The 22,470-nt window shown below is 72.4% G+C and carries 14 protein-coding genes and 1 riboswitch; of the genes, 12 read left to right on the top strand and 2 right to left on the bottom strand.

Annotated elements, in window-relative coordinates; genetic code table 11:
• Positions 1–1,050 precede the first annotated feature (1,050 nt).
• From CcI156_RS11380 to CcI156_RS11335, 10 genes are all read left to right on the top strand, one after another.
• A complete protein-coding gene (locus CcI156_RS11380; RefSeq protein WP_254847379.1) occupies positions 1,051–2,400 on the top strand; it encodes an amidohydrolase family protein in 1,350 nt (449 codons plus the stop codon).
• Between the two features lie 217 nt (positions 2,401–2,617).
• Complete coding sequence (locus CcI156_RS11375; RefSeq protein ID WP_011437376.1) at positions 2,618–2,974, top strand: four-helix bundle copper-binding protein; 357 nt, start codon at positions 2,618–2,620, stop codon at positions 2,972–2,974.
• Positions 2,975–3,640: 666 nt separating this feature from the next.
• Positions 3,641–4,186, top strand: a complete 546-nt coding sequence (locus tag CcI156_RS11370; protein WP_023840802.1) for an alpha/beta hydrolase — start codon at positions 3,641–3,643, stop codon at positions 4,184–4,186.
• Positions 4,187–4,736: 550 nt separating this feature from the next.
• A riboswitch (cyclic di-AMP (ydaO/yuaA leader) is annotated at positions 4,737–4,935 on the top strand.
• 491 nt (positions 4,936–5,426) lie between these two features.
• The gene (locus CcI156_RS11360) at positions 5,427–6,176 is read left to right on the top strand and encodes a peptidoglycan-binding protein (protein WP_011437373.1); all 750 of its coding nucleotides are present in this window, start codon (positions 5,427–5,429) and stop codon (positions 6,174–6,176) included.
• A gap of 257 nt (positions 6,177–6,433) precedes the next feature.
• Positions 6,434–7,270: an AfsR/SARP family transcriptional regulator gene (locus CcI156_RS11355; RefSeq protein WP_023840804.1), complete on the top strand. Its 837-nt coding sequence runs from the start codon at positions 6,434–6,436 to the stop codon at positions 7,268–7,270.
• 193 nt (positions 7,271–7,463) lie between these two features.
• On the top strand, positions 7,464–7,574 hold the full coding sequence (locus CcI156_RS26835; protein WP_023840805.1) for a lasso RiPP family leader peptide-containing protein: 111 nt from the start codon (positions 7,464–7,466) through the stop codon (positions 7,572–7,574).
• Positions 7,575–7,585: 11 nt separating this feature from the next.
• Positions 7,586–9,427, top strand: a complete 1,842-nt coding sequence (locus CcI156_RS11350; protein ID WP_236707293.1) for an asparagine synthase-related protein — start codon at positions 7,586–7,588, stop codon at positions 9,425–9,427.
• 22 nt (positions 9,428–9,449) lie between these two features.
• Positions 9,450–9,767, top strand: a complete 318-nt coding sequence (locus tag CcI156_RS11345; RefSeq protein WP_011437370.1) for a lasso peptide biosynthesis PqqD family chaperone — start codon at positions 9,450–9,452, stop codon at positions 9,765–9,767.
• A complete protein-coding gene (locus tag CcI156_RS11340) occupies positions 9,764–10,312 on the top strand; it encodes a lasso peptide biosynthesis B2 protein (protein WP_313950025.1) in 549 nt (182 codons plus the stop codon). Before CcI156_RS11345 ends, CcI156_RS11340 begins: the two co-directional genes overlap by 4 nt.
• Positions 10,290–12,251 carry an ABC transporter ATP-binding protein gene (locus CcI156_RS11335; protein ID WP_083718452.1) on the top strand — a complete coding sequence of 654 codons (1,962 nt, stop codon included), beginning with the start codon at positions 10,290–10,292 and terminating at the stop codon, positions 12,249–12,251. The genes CcI156_RS11340 and CcI156_RS11335 overlap by 23 nt, the downstream gene beginning before the upstream one ends.
• Positions 12,252–12,290: 39 nt before the next feature.
• Here the strand turns inward: CcI156_RS11335 and CcI156_RS11330 are convergent, their stop codons facing one another.
• Both CcI156_RS11330 and CcI156_RS11325 read right to left on the bottom strand, forming a co-directional pair.
• On the bottom strand, positions 12,291–13,787 hold the full coding sequence (locus CcI156_RS11330) for an acyl-CoA synthetase (RefSeq protein WP_076805573.1): 1,497 nt from the start codon (positions 13,785–13,787) through the stop codon (positions 12,291–12,293).
• An 80-nt stretch (positions 13,788–13,867) separates the two neighbouring features.
• Positions 13,868–20,113: a type I polyketide synthase gene (locus CcI156_RS11325; protein ID WP_076805571.1), complete on the bottom strand. Its 6,246-nt coding sequence runs from the start codon at positions 20,111–20,113 to the stop codon at positions 13,868–13,870.
• 517 nt (positions 20,114–20,630) lie between these two features.
• Between CcI156_RS11325 and CcI156_RS11320 the strand changes: the two genes are divergently transcribed.
• The gene (locus CcI156_RS11320; RefSeq protein WP_035941505.1) at positions 20,631–20,882 is read left to right on the top strand and encodes a hypothetical protein; all 252 of its coding nucleotides are present in this window, start codon (positions 20,631–20,633) and stop codon (positions 20,880–20,882) included.
• 131 nt (positions 20,883–21,013) lie between these two features.
• Positions 21,014–22,450 (top strand): bifunctional cobalt-precorrin-7 (C(5))-methyltransferase/cobalt-precorrin-6B (C(15))-methyltransferase, encoded by a 1,437-nt coding sequence (locus CcI156_RS11315; RefSeq protein ID WP_076805631.1) that lies wholly within the window; start codon positions 21,014–21,016, stop codon positions 22,448–22,450.
• Positions 22,451–22,470 lie beyond the last annotated feature (20 nt).

Here is a 22,470-nt window from a genome sequence, read left to right as displayed (position 1 = left end):
GACGCCGTCGGATGTCGAACCGCATGCGGACATGCCMTCCGAGTCGGCGGGCGCCGAGGTGAGGAGAGCGGGGTGCTGGCCGCGCCGGCCTCCGGCCGCGCCGGCTCGACGGCCGGCCAGGCCGAGGGAGCGGACCGAAGCGGTGGATCTCGGGAACGCGCTGAGGGCGCGCCGGACGAGCGCGTCCGCCGCGCGGCTCAGCGCGCGGTACAGATGGCGGAACTCACCAGGGAGAAGTCGACGTGGCCACGCGTAACGAGAACGGCCGGACTGAACACCGAATGATCTCACCACGGCGGTCAACCTGCCGTCAACGCCGCAGGCCGATCGTGTGCCGTTGCCCRGGCTCGATCTCTCGTCCCGACCGCGCCGTCGTCGGAGGCCGCACCCGCCGGTGCCGGCGGCCGAGCGGGCCGACATCGAGGTGTGGGCCCGCCGATCGRGCGTGGACGAGAAGATGATCATCGCGATCGCCTGCTAGCACGCGGATCGCGTCCGTTCCTACGAGTTGCTTGCCAGTGAGCGGACCTGGCCGGCTCGTCCCTCGACCCTTTGCGTCATCCGGGACCGGTGATTACGGGGGAGTATGATAGATGATATTGAGCGCGGTCATCCGGGGCCGAGTGAATCCGGGGCMGAGTGAAGGAGACGTCGTGTCGGACGACCGGTGCGGGATCACGGTAACGCTGTGGCCTCGGCCGGGTGGCCGCGCGGTCGAACTCACTCATCGCCGTCACATCGACACCTGCCGCGTCAACACGGCGGCCTGYCCCCGTTGACATCCGGATGACCTCCGGAACATCCGGACCTCCCGCACCCCGGCCTCGACCTTCGRTCTGACATCCGCCTCCGCGCGTTTGTCGGTCGGTGCTCGATCCGGCCGGAACGAGGCGTTGGAGGTCGTCGTCAACGGCAGGAACGGCGCTGGTCATGACCGATCCCCCGGCATCATCGGAACAATCCCTGACTCCGGAGCAGCCTCCGGCGCACGGGCGATCCACCGCGACGGAACAGTCCGAGTCCGGGCGTCCCGAGTCCGGGYGGTCGACGGTGCCCGGACGATCAGAGGCGGCCGAGGCCTTCGTCCTGCGGGGGGTGCACGTCCTCGACAGGACCGGGCGCTTCGGTGAGCCGACCGACGTCGCCGTCGGCGGCGGGATCATCCATGCGGTCGGCACGCGACTCGGTCTTGACCGGGACGCCGTCGACGTTGACGCCCACGACCTGTGGCTGATGCCAGGGGTCGTCGACTGCCACGCCCACGTCACGCAGTCCACCTATGATCCGTTCGAGCTGGCGACGGCGTCGCTGTCCACCCGGGTCCTGCAGACCGCCGCCGCGTTGCGGGCGTCGTTGGCGGCCGGTGTCACACACCTGCGGGACGCCRGCGGCGCCGACGCCGGCATCCGGGACGCGGTCAGCGCGGGCACCGTGCCCGGACCTCGGCTTGCCGTGTCCGTCGTCGGGCTGAGCCGGTCCGGGCGGCACGGTGACGGGGCGATCATCGGTCCCGGGCTGGAGTCGGCCGAAGATCTTCTCATGCCGGACTATCCCGGCCGGCCCCCGCATACCGTTACCGAGGCGGGCAGCCTGCCGGCCTCGGTGCGGGGCATTCTGCGGGCGGGTGCGGACTGGATCATGATCTACGCGAGCGGCGGGGTGATGTCCGCCCGGCCGGGGCAGCCCGAGCCGCAGTTCAGCCCGGTGGAGCTTGCGGCCGCCGTCGCRGAGGCCCGGCGGTACGGACGTCCGGTGATGATGCACGCCTTGGGCGAGCGGTCGATCGAGGCCGCGGTCGCAGCCGGAGCGCGTTCCATCGAACACGGCATCGGGCTCACCGAGCCCGTGGCGGCCGCCATGGCGGCCGCCGGGGTGACGCTCGTCCCCACCCTGTCGCCCTACCAGGACCTGGCGGCGCTGGCGGCCACCGGAGTGCTGCCGGGCTGGGCGGCGGACCGAGCCGAGGCCACCGAGGCCGCGCTGGCCGGCACGATCGCGGTCGCCCGTGCGGCGGGGGTGCCGATCGCGCTCGGCAGCGACGCCCGGCACCGCACCCGGCACGGCGCGAACCTGGCCGAGATCAGCCGGCTGCGCCATGCCGGGCTCACCCCACCCGAGGCGCTGCTCGCCGCGACCGCGACCGGAGCCCGGCTCTTCGGACTGGGTGAGGGAGCCGGCCGCATCGCCGTCGGCTCCGCCTTCGACGCGATCCTGCTCGACGCGGACCCCGGGGACCTGTCGATCTTCGAGCGGCCGGGCGCTGTGAGCGGAGTGTTCCTTGGCGGTCGCGCGGTGCTGCCCCACCCGCGGCTGCCCGGGAAGCTGGTCCGCCCCACCATGGTGATGGAAGAGGTGCCGAGAATCGTTCCCGAGCGGCCCGCGGTGTCGCCGCCCGGCTGACTCTCCCGTTTTCCGGAATGTTCACGAAATATCAAAAGAAATACCCTTAGTATGGCTCGCGGRATTTCGTCGGATCCATTCTGGGACGGCGATTGACCGAGATGCGGATCGGCCCCCGAAAGCTATCGTCGTAGGGGCCCCGCTGCCGGCTGCCGTCAGGTGGTCCGGGCCGTTCGCTGGTACGGGGTGCCGCGTCTCCAATGCCTGGAGGGTTCTCATGCAGCACGCTGAAATGATCAATAAGAACATGCGGAAGGCCATCGAGGAGTGTATGTCCTGCTCGGCTCTGTGCGAGGAGACGATCTCCTACTGCATGGACATGCCGGGCGCCATGATGGAGTCGGCGAACATGCGGCTGATGATGGACTGCGCGGCCGTCACCAGGACCTGCGCCGACATGATGTGCCGGATGTCGCCGATGCACGGGGAAATGTGCGCGATGTGCGCGCGGATCTGCGTGATGTGCGCTGAGATGTGCGAGAGGATGCCGCAGGATCAGCAGCTCGCCAAGCTCGCCGGCGCATGCCGGTCCTGCGCGGAGAGCTGCAACACGATGGTGGGCGCCGCCGCCTGAGCCGCGTCCGGCCCGACGGCRCCGGGGCGCAGCCGGCGGTCACCCGACTCCGCCCCGGCGTCCGGCTGTGCGGCGGCGCGTGGCACATGATGCGCGGCACATGATGCGCGGCACATGATGCGCGGCACATGATGCGCGGCACATGATGCGCGGCCTCGGTCACGACCGGTGGCTACGGTTACGTATCCTCGGGCGGACATGGGGTGAAACACCTGAGTAACAATATTGACCATGTTGACAGGTAGCCGTCGGATAGGCAAAATATGGTCATGTTCTCCTCKGTGGGTCGGATGACCCCCCTGGTCGTCCGTGGCCACATTGACTTCCTGCGAGCGGCCTCGTCCGGTTGTCCGACCCGGCCGCTTCACGTGCTTTACTAGCCTCCTCGGATTTCCCTCGCTCTCGGTGTTCTCCCTGGCGTTCTCCTGATTCACGGTCACTCGATAGGTCTGTCCGTAGATCGTCATCGCCTGCGTGGACGCCAGCCGCCTCGGTATCGATGTCCGGTCAGTACCGGGTACATCTCTGGACGGTTTCCGATCGGAGCATGCTGTGTCGTCCATGGTTTCGTCGTCATACTTTCATCCGCGCCCCCGTGGATATGTGGGGGGGCCGGGAACCCGTTACTGGCCCAGTGGTGATCCCACCCACTCGAGAAGAGCCAGTGTGGTCCTTCTTCCCGGTCGTGGAGAATCCGCCGAACATTTCGAGGGCCTAGCTTTCCGGCTCGCGCTCGACGGCTATCAGGTGACGTTTCTCGACCATGGGAGAGACACCGTCCTCGCCCTTGGTGAGGCGCGTGCCCCCGATGGTCCGTTCGTCCTGCTGGGTTCGGACAGCGGGGCCCTGCGGGCGTTGGTCGGCGCCGGTTCGCCAGCGGTCCGGCCGGATGCCCTCGTGTTGCTCGACCTGCCGCTGGTGTACCGGAAGATCGCGGGCGAGGATCCGGGACAACCGATCCCACGGTCGCTTCCCGACCTGCCGATCCTGTTGCTCCATGCCGAGCGCGACGAGGTCAGCCCGCTTGCGCTGGCGCGCATGATGACGCGGACCGCGCGCCGGGCCCGGCTGGCGTCGCTGCCCGGGGGGCATGGCGTGCTCGCCGGCCCCGGCCGGCGTGCGGTCGGCGCGCACATCCTGCTGTTCCTCGAGAACCTCCGTGTCCCGCGGCTGGCCCCACGGCAACGGCAGCGGGACCGGTCGGTCGACTGATCTCGCCCGGTGCCGGGCGCGCCCGCGTGCCGGTCCGATCGGGGTGTGCCTTCGCGGGAGGCCCAACCGCTCAGCAGGTGTTTCCTCGGCGGGTGCCGGCGCGAATCACGCGAATCCGCGGGTCAGTCGTCCGTCCCGTACCGCATCGTCCGTTTTCCAACGGCGCAGGCTTCGAGCCGCAGGCTCGAAGCCTGCGCCGTTCGCGTTTGCGTACCCGTCCGCACGCCACCCGACCCCCGGGCCAGGCTTCCCGCTTGCCGTGGTTGCCGTGGTTGCCGTGGTTGCCGGGGTTGGGTTGCCGGACGGCCGGGCGGTCCCGGTGACTACCGGACCTCGTGGCCACCGGTCCCCGTCTCGACAGACCGGCCATATCGCCAAGATCCGGTCGTGACGGGTGATCTGCGTCGCTACCGGTAGCTGCTATTGATGTCCGAGAGTTGCGGCATCGCAGCGTTATGCACGCATCGTGACCAACATGCGCCCAGATTCGGCACAACTCGTACTTGTCACTACGGTCTGTAGTTCGCTACGGTTGCGGGGTATCAACAGCTCCGGGCCGACGCCGAGTTCTGTCCACGGTYCGCAGCTCCCTCCGAGAGATCTTGGGCAGAAGCGGGGGAACYACGTTCCTCCGGGTGGCTCGTTGCGGGCCACCCTTGGGGTTAAGCCGTTACGCRCACGCCGCGGAAACGGCCGGGCTTCCCGGCCCGAACCCGACAGCTAACCTCGCAGGCGTACGGGAAGGACTCGACGTTGCCTGTGTTTCAGGAACGCTCGGCTCCGGTCTTCTGGACCGTGACGCCGTTCGGCGCGACCCGCGGTGCGTCCCCGCCATACGGGGCGCCGTTCTCGCCCTGACGTCTTCGCGAGAACGTGCCATCCGGTCGGTGCCCGTACCGGCCGATCGCGCTGACGCGCCATACCACCAGCTCGGCTGAAAGCCACCCGGCCTCGTCGTCTGTGGYCGGCTGACCCCTGCCGTCCACCGGGCCCGCCAGGCCTGGAACGGAATGACCACGGCCGCCTGCCGTGCTGTTCAGCCCATCGACCCCGGGATCCCCAGGGCGCGTCGATCGGTCGTCCCCGGTCGTCCCCGGACGGCCTCTCGGCGCACCGGCAGACCGGCACTGGGTGCTGCCCTTCTCCAGCGCGGTCGTCTCCGCTCGCCCTCCTTCGAGCGGCATCCCTCCCCTCGATCACCCGTCTGTGTTCGACGACACCGAAATGAGATGTCAAAGAAATGGCCAAGGGAAAGCATCGGAAACGTTCCACCCGGACCCGGGGCGCCGTTGTCGCCGCCGTCGGTGTGATCGGCGCCGGCGCCGGCATGTTCGCCACCGCGAGCCCGGCCAGGGCCGCCACCACGGTCCCCGATGTGACGATCGCCAGCGCGGCCGCGAACGCGGGACTGCCCGGCTGCCGCGGCGTTCCGCTGGCCACCTGGGTCGCGGTGGCTCTTGCGGAGTCCGGCGGCAACCCCTACGCCCACGCCACCTACGGCGAGGACTCGCGCGGCCTGTGGCAGATCAACATGCGGGCCCACGCCGGCTGGGTGGGTAACCGCAACCTCTACGACCCGGCCGTCAACGCCTGGGCGGCGAAGAAGGTCTGTGAAGGCCAGGGCATCACCGCCTGGAGCGCCTACACCAACGGCCTGCACTACCGCTACCTGGCCCGGGGACAGGCGGCGGCGGCGGCCGTCTCGCGCGGCGTGCGGTTCACGAACATCTCCTACTCCTCGCTGGCTGCCCCGGTGCGTGCGGCCGTGGTGGCACCCGCGGCCCGCTACCCGTCGCTGGCCGTCGGCCTCGGGTTCCGCCTCGACGTCCACCAGATCCAGAAGAGGCTCGCCAGCCTTGGCTACCCGATCAGCGTGGATGGGAAGTTCGGGTACCAGACCAACCACATGGTCAAGGACTTCCAGCTGAAGCACGGTCTGGTGGTTGACGGGATCGTCGGACCGCAGACGCGGGCGAAGCTCGGGATCTGACTCTGATCGAGGCCCGCCGACCGGGCTCCGCTGCCGCCGGCCGGTGTTCCCGACCCGCCCGAGGGCGCTGCTCGATATCCGCACGCACCGGATGACTACCCGGGGTGAGGTGGGGGTATTCAGCCACCGGGCCAGCACCCGGCCGGGAGCACCGGGTCGGGAGACGGCATCGGCCCGGGCGGGACCAGCCGGYCCGCACGGGACCAGCCGGCCCGCACGGGAAAACCGAAACGGGGGCCCGATCGATGAGAGCCACGATGCTCGACGACTACCTACCTGAGGCGAGTCCGAACGCATCCTCCGTGACCGGGGCCGGTCTCCTGTTCGCGGTCCTGGGGCCGCTGGAGGTGCGGCGATCCTCGGGCGAGCAGGTCCGCATCGACCAGCGCAAGAAGCGCATACTGCTGCTGACCCTGCTGCTGCACGCCGGCCAGTGGGTGAGTGTGGACGGGATGCGGCTCGCGCTCTGGCAGGATGCCCCGCCGCGCTCCGCCGGGGGCAACATCAAGACTTATCTCTCGGAGCTGCGGCACACCCTCCGGCCGCCCCTGGACACGTCCGGAGCCGGGGGGAACGGCCCCGGGCGCATCGAGAGCCGGCCGGGGGAGTACCGCCTGGTCGTCGCGTCCGGTGAGATCGACGCTAAGCGGTTCGAATCGGCCGCCGAGCAGGGCCGCGCCGCCGTGCGCGCCGGCTCGCCGGAACGCGCCGCCGGGTTTTTCGAAGGCGCCCTCGCGCTGTGGCGGGGGGACGCCTTCGACGAGCTCCCGGCGGAGATCGCGGGCGCGGAGGTCCTCCGGCTGGAGGAGGCTCGCTGGGCGGTGTGCGAGGACCTGATCGACGCCCGCCTGGCCCTCGGCGAGTACGACCGGGTGCTGCCGACCCTGCGGGCGCTCACGGTCGAACATCCGACCCGGGAACGTCTCTGGGCCCAGCTGATCCTTGCGTTGGAACACACCGGCCGGCGGGCCGAGGCACTGGCCGAGTACCAGACGGTCTACCGGCGGCTGGTGACCGAACTCGGGATCGAGCCCGGTGTCGAACTGCGGCGTGCCCATCAGCATGTACTGAATCCGGACTCGTGGGTCACCTGATGCCACGGCCGTGCCGGCCGAGTCGTGCGCCGGAAGTCAGCTGAACCGCCAGTGAACCCGGCGGGGGAATTTCAACCATACGGGCTGGACCAGCCGGCCGGCGCCCGGGCCACGCGCGCGGCGCCGCCGTGTATCACCACCGGGGCGCACGCCACCGGGGCGAGGGCGCGCGGAAACCGCTGAGGAGAAGACGATGAAGGCTATCTACCTCCCCCCGCGACTGGAAGATGCCGGCAGCTTCGCCGCAGTGACGAACGGCCGCTGGGGCTGGGGGCGTGACTACTCCTGGCGGCGTTTTGCGTGACGGCGGCCGGGGTGGCGGTGGTCCCGATTCCGTCCTGCTGGTTTCTGGTGCTGGCCGACCGTGATCCCGTCGTGCGTCCGCCGGGGGCTCGTCGCATGCTGCGGTATGCCTCCGGGCGGCCGTGGATCGTCGGCAACTGGCCGGACGATGCCATGGTCAGTGCCGTCGCCGGGCGCTCGCGGCTGGCCCTGATCGGGTGTGCCGCGACCAACGCGCGACAGCTCCTGCGGCTGCTTCTCTCGGCCCGTGACGTGCACGCTCTCGACCTCGCGCGCGCCGTGGCCGGCGACTACCACGTGATCGCCGAAATCGACAGCCACCGTCGCGTCCAGGGCAGCCCGACGGGAACCCGGCGGGTCTTCACCGCCCGGTTGGGCAGCCACCTGGTCGCCGCCGACCGCGCCGACGTGCTTGCCCGGCTCACGGGCGCCCCGCTGAACCGGACGGCGCTGGCTTTGTCGCTGCTCGACCCGTCACCGCCCCATCCGCTCGATGACCTGGTGCTCTGGGAGTCGATCGACGCGCTGCCCCCGGATCACTACCTTCTCGTCGGCCCTGACGAGAAGGCCACCGTCCTGCGGTGGTGGCGTCGACCGGCACCGGTGCGGTCCCGCACGGAGGGGGCGCCGACCCTGCGGGCGGCTCTCGCCGAGGCCGTGGCGGCGCGGGTCGCCGGCGGCGGGACAGTGAGCTGTGATCTGTCGGGCGGACTGAGCTCCACCTCGGTGTGCTGCCTGGCCGCGCGCGGCCCCGCCGACGTGGTCGCGCTCACCGGGATCGCCCCCGATCCCGGTGACGACGACGCCGCGCGGGCCGCGGCCACGCTCCCTGGCGTCACGCGCGAGATCCTGCCCGCCGCCGGGCTTCCCCTCGTTTACGACGGCATCGCCGACGCCGACGAACCGCTCGACCGGCCGTTCGTCGGCATCGGCGACCGGGCGAAGCTGCGCGCGGGTCTTGACCGGGTCGCGCTGTACGGGCCGCGGGTGCACCTCACCGGGTTCGGTGGTGACGAGGTCGCCTACGGCTGTCCCGTCTACCTCCCCCGGTTGTTGCGCCGCCGGCCCCGGCGGGCGCTGCACGACCTGCGCGGACACCGAGCGCAGGAGGGCTGGCCGTGGATGGCGTGCCTGCGAATGATGCGCCCGCGCGGCTACCGGGACTGCCTCGCCGACATGGCCGATGCGCTCGACCAGGCCCGCCGTGCCACGGTCGGCCACGCGCGCCGTCCGGCCGGTTCCGGCCGATCCCACCCGGGCGTCCTGGCCTCGCTCGACTGGGCCTTTCCGCCTGTGGTCCCGGGTTGGCTCACGCCGACGGCCCTCGACTTGCTGGCCGGAGCGTTCGCGGAGGCCGTCCGGCGCGCCCGGCCGCTGGCCGAGACCCGGGACGGCCACGCCGATCTCTTCGCCATCCGCGCTGGCGCGGCGGTGTTCCGGTTGTTCGACCAGCTCGCCGATCCGGTCGGCCCGCCGCTCGCCGCACCCTTCCTCGACGAGCGGGTGGTCCGGGCGGTGCTGGCGGTGCGGCCCGAAGAGCGCACCGGTCCGTGGGAGTACAAACCGCTACTGCAGGAGGCCATGCGCCGGCTGGTGCCGCAGGAATGCCTGCGCCGCGAGACCAAGGCGGATACCGCCGCCGAGGAGGATCAGGGCCTGCGCACCAGCCAGGACGTCCTGGTGAAGCTGTGCGATGACAGCCCGTTGGCCGATCTCGGCCTGATCGAGTCGGACGCGCTGCGCCAGGCGTGCCGATCTTCGTCCGTACCTGGTCATCGCCACCAGGCGCTGCGACCGACGTTCGCGGCGGACGCGTGGCTGCGGGTGCTCGCGAGCCGGCGGGGCCCTGACTGAGCTACCGGAGGAGTGAGTGATCATGGTGACGCTGCGGCCTGACGTGGTGCGGGCGCCGACCCAGTACGGAGCGGTGCTCCTCCATATCGACAACGGCCGATACTGGACCCTCAACCCCTCGGGTGACCTGGTGCTGCGGATCCTGCTCGACGGCGGTGACACGGCAGCCGCCGTCCGCGGGCTGTGTGAGACCAGCGAGGTTGACCCGGAGACGGCGCGCCGCGACGTGGAGGGTCTGCTCGCCCAACTCGCGGACGTGGGCCTCATCGAGGCCGAGCCCGAGTCCCGATGGTCACCCGAGACCGAGGCGGTCTGCGATCCCCGGACGCAGGCCCGGTGACCGCGCCGATGGTGGTCGAGCGGCCGGAGGCGAAACCGTCCCTCGCTCGTCGGCTCGGCGCGCTGGTCGCCGTGGGGATCGCGCGGGTGCTCGCGACCCAGTCGCCGGCCCGCATCTGCCGGGTGCTCACGGGGGTGGGCGCGGGCGCCCGCCCGGCCGACTATGGCACCGCGCTCGCCGCCCGGCAGGCGGTGACAGCCGTGAGCCTCACCTGCCGCGGCGCGCGGGGCTGTGTTCCCCGCTCGATAGCGACCGCCCTGCTGTGCCGGTTGACCGGAACGTTCCCGACGTGGCGTGTGGGGGTGCGCACCATCGCGCCGTTCGCCGCGCACGCGTGGGTCGAGGCGGACGGAGTGATCGTCGGGGAGTCGATGCCGGCAGGCTACCTGCGGCCGCTGCTCAGCGTCGGTCCGGGAACGGTAACCGGGCCGCGTCGCGTGGGCTGGCTCCGTCGCGTGGGCGGGCTCCGTGGGAGTGGCGGGCTCCGTGGGAGTGGCGGGCTTCGGGGAAGGGGCGTGCCTCGTGACGAGGGCGTACGTCGTTGAGGGGGAGGGCCGGGGAGCTGCCCGGGGGCCTGCGTCGCGGGGCGTCACGGAACTCTGGGCGCTGCTGCGCGGCCGTCGCGGGGCGGTGGCGATCGCCACGGCGCTGACCGTGGTTGGCACCGCCGTCGGGGTGCTCCAACCGCTGCTCGTGATGCGGGTGATCGACGCCGCGCAGGCGGGGGGTGTTCCCGGCTGGCTCATCGGGGCGCTGCTGGGTCTGTTCGTCGGCCAGGCGGTGATCGACACCGCCGGGCACTACCTGCTCGAGCGCGTCGGCCAGGGCGTCCTGCTCGGCCTGCGCACCAGCCTGATCGGCCACCTGCTGCGGCTGCGCATGCKGGTGTTCGACACGCGGCGGATCGGGGATCTGATCTCCCGTGCGAACACCGACACGACCGTGGTGCGGGAGGCGGTGGCGTACAGCTTCACCGCCCTGGTCACCAGCGTGATCGGCGTCGTCGGCGCCGTCGCCCTGATGATCTGGTTGAACCCCTGGCTGTTCCTGCTCGTGCTCGGGGTGGTGGCGGTGGCCGGGGTCGTGGTACTCGGCGCGCTGTCCCGGATCAGGACGGTGTCCGAACGTGGGCAGGCCAGCGTCGGCGGCATGACCGCCGACCTGGAGCGCGCCCTCGCCGCGATCCGTACCGTGCGGGCGAACCGCGCCGAGGGGCGGGAGGCCGCGCGCATCGGCGACCACGCCGCGGCCGCCTACCAGGCCGGCCTCCGGATGGCGAAGCTGGACTCGATCATCGCCCCCGCGATGCAGCTCGCGGTGCAGGGAAGTGTGCTGGTCGTGCTCCTGGTCGGCGGGGTCCTGGTGGCGCGCGGTTCGGCCTCGCTCGGCAGCCTGGTCGCCTTCCTGCTGTATGCCACCTACCTGGTGATGCCGTTGTCGCAGCTCATCGAGGCGGCGGCGACCATCCAGCGGGGGATGGGGGCGCTGTMGCGGGTCAACGCGGTGTTCGCGCTGCCCCGGGAAGGCGACGACGAGTCCGTGCGCGGTCCGCTGCGCACCGTCGCGGTCGTGGCCCCCGGCGGGACGCGCCCGCCGGCACCATTGTCGCCCTTGTCCTCGTCGCGAGTGTCGTCCTCGTTCTCGTCACGAGGGGAGACGCCGAACCCGCGGGCGCCGTCGATCGAGTTCCGTGACGTCTGGTTCGGCTACGCGCAGACGCCAGTGCTGCGCGGGGTGTCGTTCACGGTGCCGTCTCGCGGGCACGTCGCGCTGGTCGGGCCGTCCGGTGCCGGCAAGTCCACCATCCTGGAGCTTGTCGAGCGCTTCTACGAGCCGGACGCCGGAATGATTCTGTTCGCCGGCCACGACGTCCGCGCGATGCCCCGCGCGACCGCCCGGGGGTGGGTCGGGCTGGTCGAGCAGAACACCCCGGTGCTGCACGGCAGCCTGCGGGACAACATCACCTATGCGGCGCCGGATGCGACCGAGGAGCAGATCGCCGCGGTCCTGGCCACGGCGGGGCTGCGGGACTTCACCGACCGGCTGCCCGAGCGGCTCCGGACTCCGGTCGGTGATCATGGTGTGCTGCTCTCCGGCGGGGAACGGCAGCGGGTCGCGATCGCCCGCGCGCTGCTCGCTCAGCCCGCGGTGCTGCTCCTGGACGAGCCCACGGCCCAGCTGGACAGCGTCAACGAGCAGGCGCTCACTCGCGCGATGAGCCGGATCGCCGCCGAGCGGGCACTGCTGGTCATCGCCCACCGGATCTCCACGGTGCGGGCCGCGGATTTCATCCTCGTGCTGAACGAGGGCCGCGTGGTCGCGCAGGGCTCGCACGAGGAGCTGATGGCGACCAGCGCGTTCTACCGCGGCCTCGCCACGGGCCTGCCGGCCGGTCCCGCCAGCCCCGCCAGCCCCGCCGGGCCGGTCAGCCCGCCAGAGCGCGGGCGAGCCGGGACCGCAGGGCCTCCCGCCCCGGTGAGGTGAGCGCTTCGAGCCCGCTCTCCTCGACGCCGTGACCTGCACTCAGGGCGTTTCCGGGGGAGCCAGGGCGGACTTGCGGATCTTGCCCATCGAGTTGCGGGGGAGCTCGGCCACCAGGTGGATCTCCCGGGGCCGCTTGTGGATGGACAGCTCCCGCGCCACGAAGTCGATGAGCGCCTCGCTCGCCGTCTCGTTTGCCGTCTCGCTCGGTGTCCCGTCCGACGCCCTGCCCGGTATCCCGCCTGGTGCCCCGCCCGCCGCACCGGCCAGGTCGGGGGCGACGACGAAGGCGGCGATGCGCTGCCCGAGGTCGTCGTCCGGCAGCCCGACGACGGCGGCCTCGCGCACGGCCGGGTGGGCCAGCAGTACGGCCTCGACCTCGCCCGCGCCCACCCGGTAACCGCCGCTCTTGATGAGGTCGGTGGATCGGCGCCCGACGATTCGGTGGTGGCCGTCCGGGGCGACGACCGCGGCGTCACCGGTGCGGAACCAGCCGTCCGCGGTGAACGACGCGGCGGTGACCTCCGGGCGCCCCAGGTACCCGTCGAACAGGGTGGCACCGCGGACCTGCAACTCGCCGATGCTCTCCCCGTCCGCGGGCAGCTCGGTCCCCGTCTCGTCGTCCACGAGCCGGGCCCGCACCCCCGGCAGGGTGGTACCGACCCAGCCCGCCCGGCGCTCCCCGTCCGCCCGGGCGCTGATGGTGATCAACGTCTCGGTCATCCCGTACCGTTCGATCGGGGCGAGGCCGGTGAGCCCGGTGAGCCGGTCGATCACCGGCCTCGGCAGGGGGGCACTGCCCGAGACGAGCAGCCGGGCCGAGACCAGGGCGCGGGCGGTGGTCGGATCGTCGCAGACCCGGGACCACACGGTCGGCACGCCGAAGTACAGGGTCCCCCCGGCCGCCGCGTACGCCGTCGGGGTCGGGCGGACGGTGTGGATCAACCGGCTGCCGACCCGCAGCKCCCCGAGCACACCCAGGACCAGGCCGTGGACGTGGAACAGCGGCAGCCCGTGCACGAGCGTGTCCTCGGGCGTCCAGGCCCAGGCGTCRGCGAGGGCGTCCAGATCGGCGGCGATGGCCGGGGCGGACAGCACCACGCCCTTGGGGGCTCCGGTCGTCCCGGAGGTGTAGAGGATGAGCGCCGGTCCGGTTTCCCCGGACCCGGACCCGGAGCCGGAGCCGGCAGACCCCGACCGTGCGGTGAGATCGACCGGCACGGTGGGGATCGCGAGGTTGTCCCAGGCGGGCCTGCCGAGCAGCAGGGCGGCGCCCGAGTCGCGCAGGATGTGACCGCGTTCCCGCGGCCCGGAGTCAGGCGGCACGGGTACCGCCGGCACCCCGGCGAGCAGGCAGCCGACGACCGAGACGACGGTGGCCATCGTCGCCTCGGCGTGCACGGCCACCGCCGGCGCGCCGGCCACCCGACCGGCGACGACGGACGCGGCCGCGAAGAGCTCTGCGCGGGTGAACTCGACCTCCCCGACCCGGACGGCGGGGCCGTCGTGCTCGCCGGCAGGCAGTGGGAGCAGGGTCACTCCGTCATGCTCCCATGGCCGAACCCGTCAACGCTCAGCTCCGCCCAGACCGCCGCCGAGGTGCGGTGCGCGTCGATGCATCAGCGCCGCTCCAGTTCTGTGGGCCGCTCCAGTTCCGTGGKCCGCTCCAGTTCTGTGAGCCACTGGTGGAGGACCGCGGCGGTGGAGGCGGCGTGTTCGTTCATCATCGTCTGGTGATTGCCGGCGGCGTCGAGCCTTTCGTGCTCCATCACCCAGTCGGTCACCCAGGCCTGGCCCTCCCCGTCGGGGTTCTCGGCGACCGCCTGCTGGGGCATGCGCTCCATCGCCCGGACGAGGACGACCGGCGCGTTGACGGCGGTCGGCCRCCAGCCCTCGAACAGGTCCAGGTAGGCGCCCTGCGCGGTGACCTGTGCCTCCGTCATCAGCGCGAAGGCCTGGTCGTTGAGGGCGACGCCGCGAAGCTCCTCCTGGATGTCACCCTCGGGGATGCGGTCCCCGGGCAGCCACGTGTCGAGCAGCACCACCGCCCTGGGGTGGATCCCGCGGGTCTCCAGCCGGGCCGCGATCGCATGTGCCAGCCWGCCACCCGAGGAGTAACCCGCTAGCACGAGGGGGATCTCGTCGAACGCCCGGGCGATGGTCTCGGCATGCAGGTCGACGACGAGATCCGCGGTGGCCGGAAGCAGCTCCCCGTCGCCGAATCCGGGATGCGGYAGCGCGTACACGTCCCGCCGGCCATGCAGGTGCAGGGCGAGGCGGGCGAAGTTGTGCGGTCCCGACGGGGCAACCATCGAGGGCAGGCAGACGATGGTGGGCCTGGCCGGACCCGAGGCGAGTCTCACCGGCGCGGCGGGCGCGCCGAAGGCCTCGACGGTGCRGAAGACGGGCCTGAGCCGGGCGGCGGCCCGCAGGACACCGACGCCCTCGGCGAACTTGCCGTCCGTGCACGCCTGCCGGTACAGCTCGCGCACGCCGATCGGCGCGACCTGCGTCCCGGCCCGCGCGGGGGGTCCGCCGGGCACGATGTCCRGGTGCCGCTGGGTGGCGAGGGTGGYAAGGGTGGCAAGGGTATCGAGATGGCGGGTGAGCTCGCAGACCGTCGGATGCTCGAAGACGACGGGCGTGGCCAGGGTGAGGCCGGTGGCGGCGGCCAGTCGGCGGCTGAGCTGAACCGAGGCCAGTGAGTCGAAGCCGAGTTCGAGGAAGCGGCGCTGCGGGTCCACGTCGTCGGGCGACGGGTACCCGAGGATGGCCGCGGCCTCCGCCCGCACGAGGTCGAACAGCGCGCGGGCGCGGGCAGGCCCGGGCAGCGTCCCGTAGTCCACCCGGGCGGGGGGCGCGTCGGTGCCGGTCGGGTCGGCGTCCCCCTCGGGTCCGGCCGTCGTGGACCGGCTCCATAGATCGTCGAAGAAACGCCCGGGGCGGGCGGCGGTGAAGGGTGGGAGGAAGCGCTCCCAGTCGACGTCGGCGACGGTGAGCGCGGCCTGCCCGCCCGCGACCGCCCGGGTGAGCGCGGTGACCGCCGCGTCGGGGGGCAGCGGGGTCAGGCCACGGCGGCCCAGGTAGTCACGGAACGTGGCCTCGGCGCCCATTCCGGCATCGGCCCACGGGCCGAACGCGACAGAGGTGGCGGCGAGACCAAGCGCGTGCCGCCGCGCGGCGAGGGCGTCGAGGTAGGCGTTGCCCGCGCTGTAGGCGGCCTGGCCGCCACTGCCCCAGGTCGCCGACACCGACGAGAACAGGACGAAGGCCTCCAGCCTGGTGTCGCTGGTGTCGCTGGTGCCGGTGATCCCGTCGGTGTCGCTGGTGTCGCTGGTGCCGGTGATCCCGCCGGTGCCGTCGAGTAGCCGGTCGAGGCCGGCGGCGCCGGCGACCTTTCCGGCCACGACCTCCGCGAACTCCCCGAGATCGAGTTTGTGTAGGGCGGTCACCTGCCCCATGACACCGGCCGCGTGCACGACGGCGGACACCGGSCGGCCCGCCTTGGCCAGTCTCCGCAGCAGGGCGGCGAGCTGTTCGTGCTCTCCCACGTCGCAGGCCTCGATGGTCGCCTCGGCGCCGAGGGCGGCGAGTTCGGCGCGTAGGTCCTCCGCCCCCGCAGCCGCGGGGCCACGGCGGCTGACGAGGACGATCCGGCGCGCACCGTCGCGGGCGAGCCGGCGGGCGGCATGCGCGCCGAGGGCGCCGGTGCCACCGGTGATCAGGACCGTGCCGTGAGGCCGCCACGCTGGCGGGACGGTGTCGGTCGGTGCACCGACGGTGTTGTCTGCTGCACCGACGGTGTCGGCTCTGACGAGGCGGGGTACCAACAGCCCGGTGGCACGGGCGGCGAGCTGGTCCTCGCTACCGGGGGCGGTGAGGGCGGAGCCGAACCACGCCAGCGTCTGATCGTCGAGGTTGGTCGGGATGTCGATCAGACCGCCCCAGGCGTCGGGGTCCTCCAGGGCGAGGGCGCGGCCGAGTCCCCACATCATGGCCTGGTCCGGGGTGGTGACGGGGTCGTCGGGACCGGTGGTGACCGCGCCGCGGGTGACRCACCACAGCGGTGCGGACACGTCGAGGTCGTGTAGCGCCTGGACGAGCGGGACGGTGAGGGCGAGCCCGGTGGTCAGCGCCGGATGGATGCGGTGCGGCGTGTCGTCGAGGGCGAGCAGGGACAGGACGCCGCGTACCGCCTGCACCGTCTTCTTCCCGGCGGGGCCGCCGCCCGACGGCGGTATGGCGCCCGACGGCGGTATGGCGTCGGGCAGCGGTATGGCGTTCGACAGCAGCGCCGCGACCCGGGCGCGGTCGGCGTCGTCGCCGGTGAGGGTGAGGGTGACGGCCGTGCCGCCGAGGCGTTCGATGATCCARCAGATGCGGGAGAGCATGTCCTCGTCGACGGCGGCGGCCGGGGTCAGCACCGGCCACACGCCGGACAGCGGTGGCGTCGCGGTGGCCTGGGCCGTCACGGCGATGGCCTGGGCCGTCACGGCGGTGGTGACGTCCTCGGAGTCCAGGGGCCGCCACTCGGTGCGGTAAGACCAGCCGTCCGGGTCCGCCGCGCGGGCCGTCCCGACGGTCGGGCTACGGGGCGCGGGGACAGCGGTGGTCCCGTCGAGCCAGTAGCGCCTGCGCTGGAACGGGTAGGTGGGCAGCTCCCGGTGCCGGGCGCCGCGTCCCCGGTACAGGGCGCGCCAGTCGACGTCGACGCCGTGGACGTGCAGCTCAGCCAGGGCGGTGAGGAGGGTGTCGGGTTCGGGGCGGCCGGCGCGGGACGCCGCCGCGGCCACCGTGTCCCGGGCGTCGCGGGTGTTCTGGGCGTCCCGGGTGCTTTGGGTGCTTTGGGTGCGCTGGGTCTTCTCGGTGCGCTGGGCGTCGGCGGCTAGGCAGGCCGGCAGGAGCGCGGTCAGGACGGCGTCGGGACCGAGTTCGAGGTAGGCGACGGCGCCTTCGCGGTGCAGGCGACGGGCGGCGTCGAGGAAACGGACGGGTTCGCGGACGTGGCGTACCCAGTGGTCGGGGGTGGTGAGCCCGGCCTGGAGGTCGAGGTCGCCGGTCCGGGTGGAGACGACGGGGATGGCCGGCGGGGAGTAGGTGATCTTCTCGGCGACGGCTCGGAACCGGTCGAGCATGTCGTCCATGTGCGGGGAGTGAAAGGCGTGGCTGACCGTCAGCCGCCTGATGGCGCGGCCGCGCTCGGCCCAGCCGACGGCGACGCGTTCGACGAGGTCGGCGTCGCCGGCGATGACGGTGGCGCTCGGGCCGTTGACGGTGGCGATCTCGACCCGCCCGGCGAGTCCGGCGAGGGACTCGGCGACCTCCGCCTCGCCGGCGCGGATGGCGGTCATGGCTCCGCCGGCGCGGCAGGCCTGCATGAGCCGGCCGCGGGCCGCGACGAGAGCGCAGGCGTCGTCGAGGGTCCACACTCCGGCGACGTGGGCGGCGGTGAGCTCGCCGATGGAGTGCCCGGCGAGGATCCCCGGGGCGAGACCCCAGGATTCGAGGAGCCGGAACAGCGCGGTCTCGAAGGCGAACAGCGCGGGCTGGGTGTACTCGGTGCGGTCGAGCGCCGCCGCGCCCGGGGAACCGGCGGGGGCGAACATGACGTCGCGCAGTGGGTGTTCGAGATGCGGCGCAAAGTGGGCACAGACGTCGTCGAGGGCGTTGGYGAAGACCGGGTAGGTCGCATGGAGTTCGCGGCCCATCCCGGGGCGTTGGCTGCCCTGGCCGGTGAACAGGAAGGCGGTTGCCCCCCGGGCGGTTCCGCTTCGGCGGAGCGCCGGTCGGACCGTGCCCAGGACCAGCCCGGCGCTGGGACGGGCCTCGGCCAGAGCAGCCAGGGTCCCGGTCAGGGTCCCGGTCCCGGTCAGGTGTGTGCCGCTGCCGCACGCCGCCGATCCGCGGACGACGGCGACGGCACGGTGCTCGAAGTGGGTGCGACCCGCCATGGTGTATCCCGCGTCCAGGGGAGAGATCTCGGGATGGCGCTCCAGGTGCGYGCCGAGCCGGGCGGCCGCCGAACGTAGCGCCGCGTCGCAGCGGCCGGACAGGACGACAGGCACCGGGGCGCTCGCCGGGTTCTCTCCGGCGCGGTCCGCACCCATGGCGTCCGTTTCCGGCCCGGGTGGTGCTTCCTCGATCACGGCGTGAGCGTTGGTGCCGCTTACCCCGAACGCCGACACCGCCGCCCGTCGCGGCCGGCCGTCCCGGCGCTGCCAGGGGACGTTTCCAGTGAGCAGGGCGACGTCGCCCGCCGACCAGTCCACGTGCGGGGACGCCTCGCGCACGTGCAGGGTCCGCGGCAGGACGCCGTGCCGCATCGCCTGCACCATCTTGATGATCCCGGCGACGCCGGCGGCGGCCTGGGTGTGGCCGATGTTCGACTTCAGGGACCCGAGGTAGACGGGCCGCCGTGCCGCACGGTCCTGGCCGTAGGTGGCAATGACGGCCTGGGCCTCGATCGGGTCACCGAGCGTCGTGCCGGTGCCGTGCGCCTCCACCGCGTCGACGTCGGCGGCGCGCAGCCCGGCGTTGGCCAGCGCCTGGCGGATCAGGCGCTGCTGGGACAGGCCGTTCGGCGCGGTCATCCCGTTGCTGGCGCCGTCCTGGTTGATCGCGGTGCCACGCAGGACCGCGAGGACGTGATGGCCGTTACGGTGGGCGTCGGAGAGCCGTTCCAGCAGCAGCACGCCCGCGCCGTCGGCCCAGCCGGTGCCGTCGGCGTCGGCGGAGAACGCCTTGCACCGCCCGTCCGACGCYAGGCCCCGCTTGCGGCTGAACTCCACCAGGATCCCTGGGGTCGACATCACGGTCACCCCACCGGCCAAGGCGAGGTCGCATTCGCCGGCCCGCAGCGCATGGCCGGCCAGATGCACCGCCACCAGGGACGAGGAACACTGGGTGTCGATGGTCAACGCGGGCCCTTCCAGGCCAAGCGTGTAGGAGACGCGGCCGGCGATCACGCCGGAGGCGTTGCCGGTGAGTAGTTGTCCCTGGGCTTCGGCGGGCGCCGCATGCCAGGCGGGGCCGTAGTCCTGCAGCGACACCCCGGTGAAGACGCCGGTCCGGCTGCCCCGCAGCGACCGTGGGTCGATGCCCGCGTGCTCCAGCACCTCCCAGGAGATCTCCAGCATCAGCCGCTGCTGCGGGTCCACGGCATGTGCCTCGCGCGGACCGATACCGAAGAATCCCGGGTCGAACAGCGCGATGCCGGGCAGGAACCCGCCATGGCGGGTGTAGGCGGTGCCAGGCTGATCGGGATCAGGGTCGTAGAGCGCGTCGAGGTCCCAGCCCCGGTCGTCGGGCAGGCCGCCGACGGCATCCCGGCCCTCTCGCACCAGGTCCCACAGGGCTTGCGGTGAGTCGACGCCGCCGGGCAGCCGGCAGGCCATGCCGATGATGACTACGGSATCATGGCCCYGGAACGGCTCCGAGCCGACCTCGCCGGTGGCAGGAACGGCGGTGGCCGGCGGGACGGCCGCGGGGACGGCGGCGGGGACGGCGGCGGGCTCGTCGATACCCAGCAACTCACGGCGCAGATGGTCGGCGAGGGCCTCGGGGGAGGGYCGGTCGAACAACAGCGTCGCGGGCAGGCGCAGACCCGTCGCAGCGGACAGTTCGTCTCGCAGCCGATCGGCGATGCCGCGGTACACCCCGAGACCACGCCAGGAGGACTCCCGGCCGAGGATGGCCGCGTCGCCGCTGCGCTCGGTCAGCACGGCGACCCGGCCGGCTATCAGGTCCAGCAGGAGCTCGCGCTGGGCCGTCTCCGATCGGCCGGTCAGCCGCAGACGCCACGCCTCGCTCGCCCCACCACCGGTGCCGCGCGGCGATCGTGCCTGGATTTCGCGCGTATCGCGCATGCAAACTCCCAGCGTCCTATGCAATGAGGAAACGACGCGTCGGCGACAGCCGCGTCCGTCGCCGGGCGTTCGCCTTCGTTCGTTTCGGCCACGGGTCGACGGACAACGAAGAAGGCCGCCACGGACCAAAGCCAGGGCCAGCCGTCAGCGCTCGGTACGGAGTGGGACAAAGTCCCGGAAAGCCGGGGCCGAGAACGACTTGGAATATCTCCTCTGGACGCGGAAGGGCATGGCTCAGGCAACCGGCGAGGAGTCGGAGCGCGGAGCCGTCCGCTCTCCGTAGAGAGTGTGACGCCCCCATCTCCTCAGGGTACGACCATGCCGGCCGGGGTGCGTGTCGTCGGTCACGTGTGAACAAGCATGAACGCCATGGTGCCCGACGCTGCGTTTGGGCTTCAAACGTCCTGGCGCGATCGGGCCATGTGAGAATTTACCCGGCCATCCTATGCGCAGGTCCCGGAGCGCTCCTGGTACCTTGGCGTACAGATGTCTGCTCTTCCTGTTCCTGGGTTCGTAGGTGATCAGGACTTCGAAGGCCACACCGATCGCGGAGCCGGCGTGCAACGTGTCGGGGATCGCATTTCACCAGGAATTGCTACCCGATACGGCGGTGATTTTCCATCCCATGGCCGCCGGCGGCCGCCGTGCCCGGCGGCGGCTGATATACCCGCGGACCGCTGCCGCGGCTCGGTGGTGGGACGCGGTCGCGGGGCAGGTGGCGGAGGTCGCCGACCAGGCCTGTCCGGACGAGGCGCACAGCTATTCTTGATCCTCCTGGCCGACGCGCTACGCTCGCCTGTTGTGTCCGACACTGCCGCCACGTCGGCGACCGACACTGCCGCCACGTCGGCGACCGCGCCCGGATCCGGTGACGTCACCGGATCCGGGTCCCCCGGGCCGGTGAGTTCCGCCGACTCCAGCTTCGCCGACTCCATCCCCTCCGCTGTGCGCGTCACCGTGGTAGGTATCGGGGCCGACGGCTGGGCGGGGCTGGCGCCGACGGCACGTGAGGTGGTGCGCGGGGCCGCCGTGCTGTTCGGCGCCGATCGCCAGCTTGCCCTCGTGCCCGAAAGGATCGACGGCCAGCCCGTTGGAGGCCGGCGGGTGTCGTGGCCGTCCCCGCTGCTGCCGGCCCTGCCCCGCCTGCTGGCCGGGCACGCCGGCACCGGCGCTCAGGCGGGGCAGGGTGAGCTCTGTGTTCTCGCGAGTGGTGATCCGATGTTCTTCGGGATCGGCACCACTCTGGTCCGGCTGCTGGGAGCGCACCGGGTGCGGGTCCTGCCCCATCCTTCGTCGCTCTCCCTGGCCTGCGCGCGGCTCGGGTGGGCCGTGGACGACGTCGACGTGGTGAGCGCGGTCGGACGTCCCCTCGCGCAGGTGCAGGCCGCACTGGCGCCGCGTCGACGGCTGCTCGTCCTCAGCTCCGACCGGGCCACGCCCGTCGAGTTCGCCACCTTGCTCGTCGGGCGCGGGTACGGCGAGAGCCTGCTGACGGTTCTCGACCGGCTCGGGGGGCCGGACGAGGCGTACCAGAGCGCCCCCGCCTCCGCCTGGGTCGAGGCCGGTGCCCGGGCCTGGGTTCGGGCACCGGCCGCCGTGGAGCACCCGGGCGGGGCCGCCTCGGCCGTGCCGCCGGGGTCAGCTGTGTCGCAAGGGTCGGTCGTGCCGCAGGTGCCGTTGCGCGAGCCGGCGGACCTCAACGTCGTCGCCGTCGAGCCGGTGCCCACGCCGTCCGCCCCGCACCGCTCGCGGACGCCGGGCTTGCCTGATGACGCGTTCGAGCACGACGGTCAGATCACCAGGCGGGAGATCCGGGCGGTGACCCTGGCCCGGCTCGGACCGGTCCCGGGCGAACTGCTGTGGGACGTCGGATCGGGCTCGGGCAGCATCGCGATCGAGTGGATGCGCACCCATGGCACCTGTCGCGCGATCGCGATCGAGCCGCGGGCGGAGCGCGCCGACCGGATCCGGCGCAATGCCACGGCTCTCGGCGTGCCGGCGCTGCGGATCGTGCCCRGCCGGGCGCCCGAGGCCCTGGCCGGGCTGCCGGCGCCGGATGYGGTCTTCATCGGGGGCGGCCTCACGACCCCCGGGCTGCTCGACGCCTGCTGGGCGGCGCTGGGCGGACGTGGCCGGCTCGTCGCCAACGCCGTCACCCTCGAATCCGAGGCGCTCCTCGTCTCCTGGCATGCCCGCCTGGGCGGTGATCTGGTCCGGTTGTCAGTGAGTCGGGCGGCCCCGATCGGTGGCTTCACCGGATGGCGCCCGGCGAGGCCGGTGACCCAGTGGACGGTGTGGCCCGCCGCCCACCGATCCGTCGATCCGTCGAAAATGTAGAAGGTTGACGGTCTCCAGAG

Source organism: Frankia sp. CcI156 (assembly GCF_001983015.1).
Lineage (GTDB): Bacteria > Actinomycetota > Actinomycetes > Frankiales > Frankiaceae > Frankia > Frankia casuarinae.
Note: the sequence above shows the minus strand (reverse complement) of the source record. Positions and strands in the feature narration are given on the sequence as shown.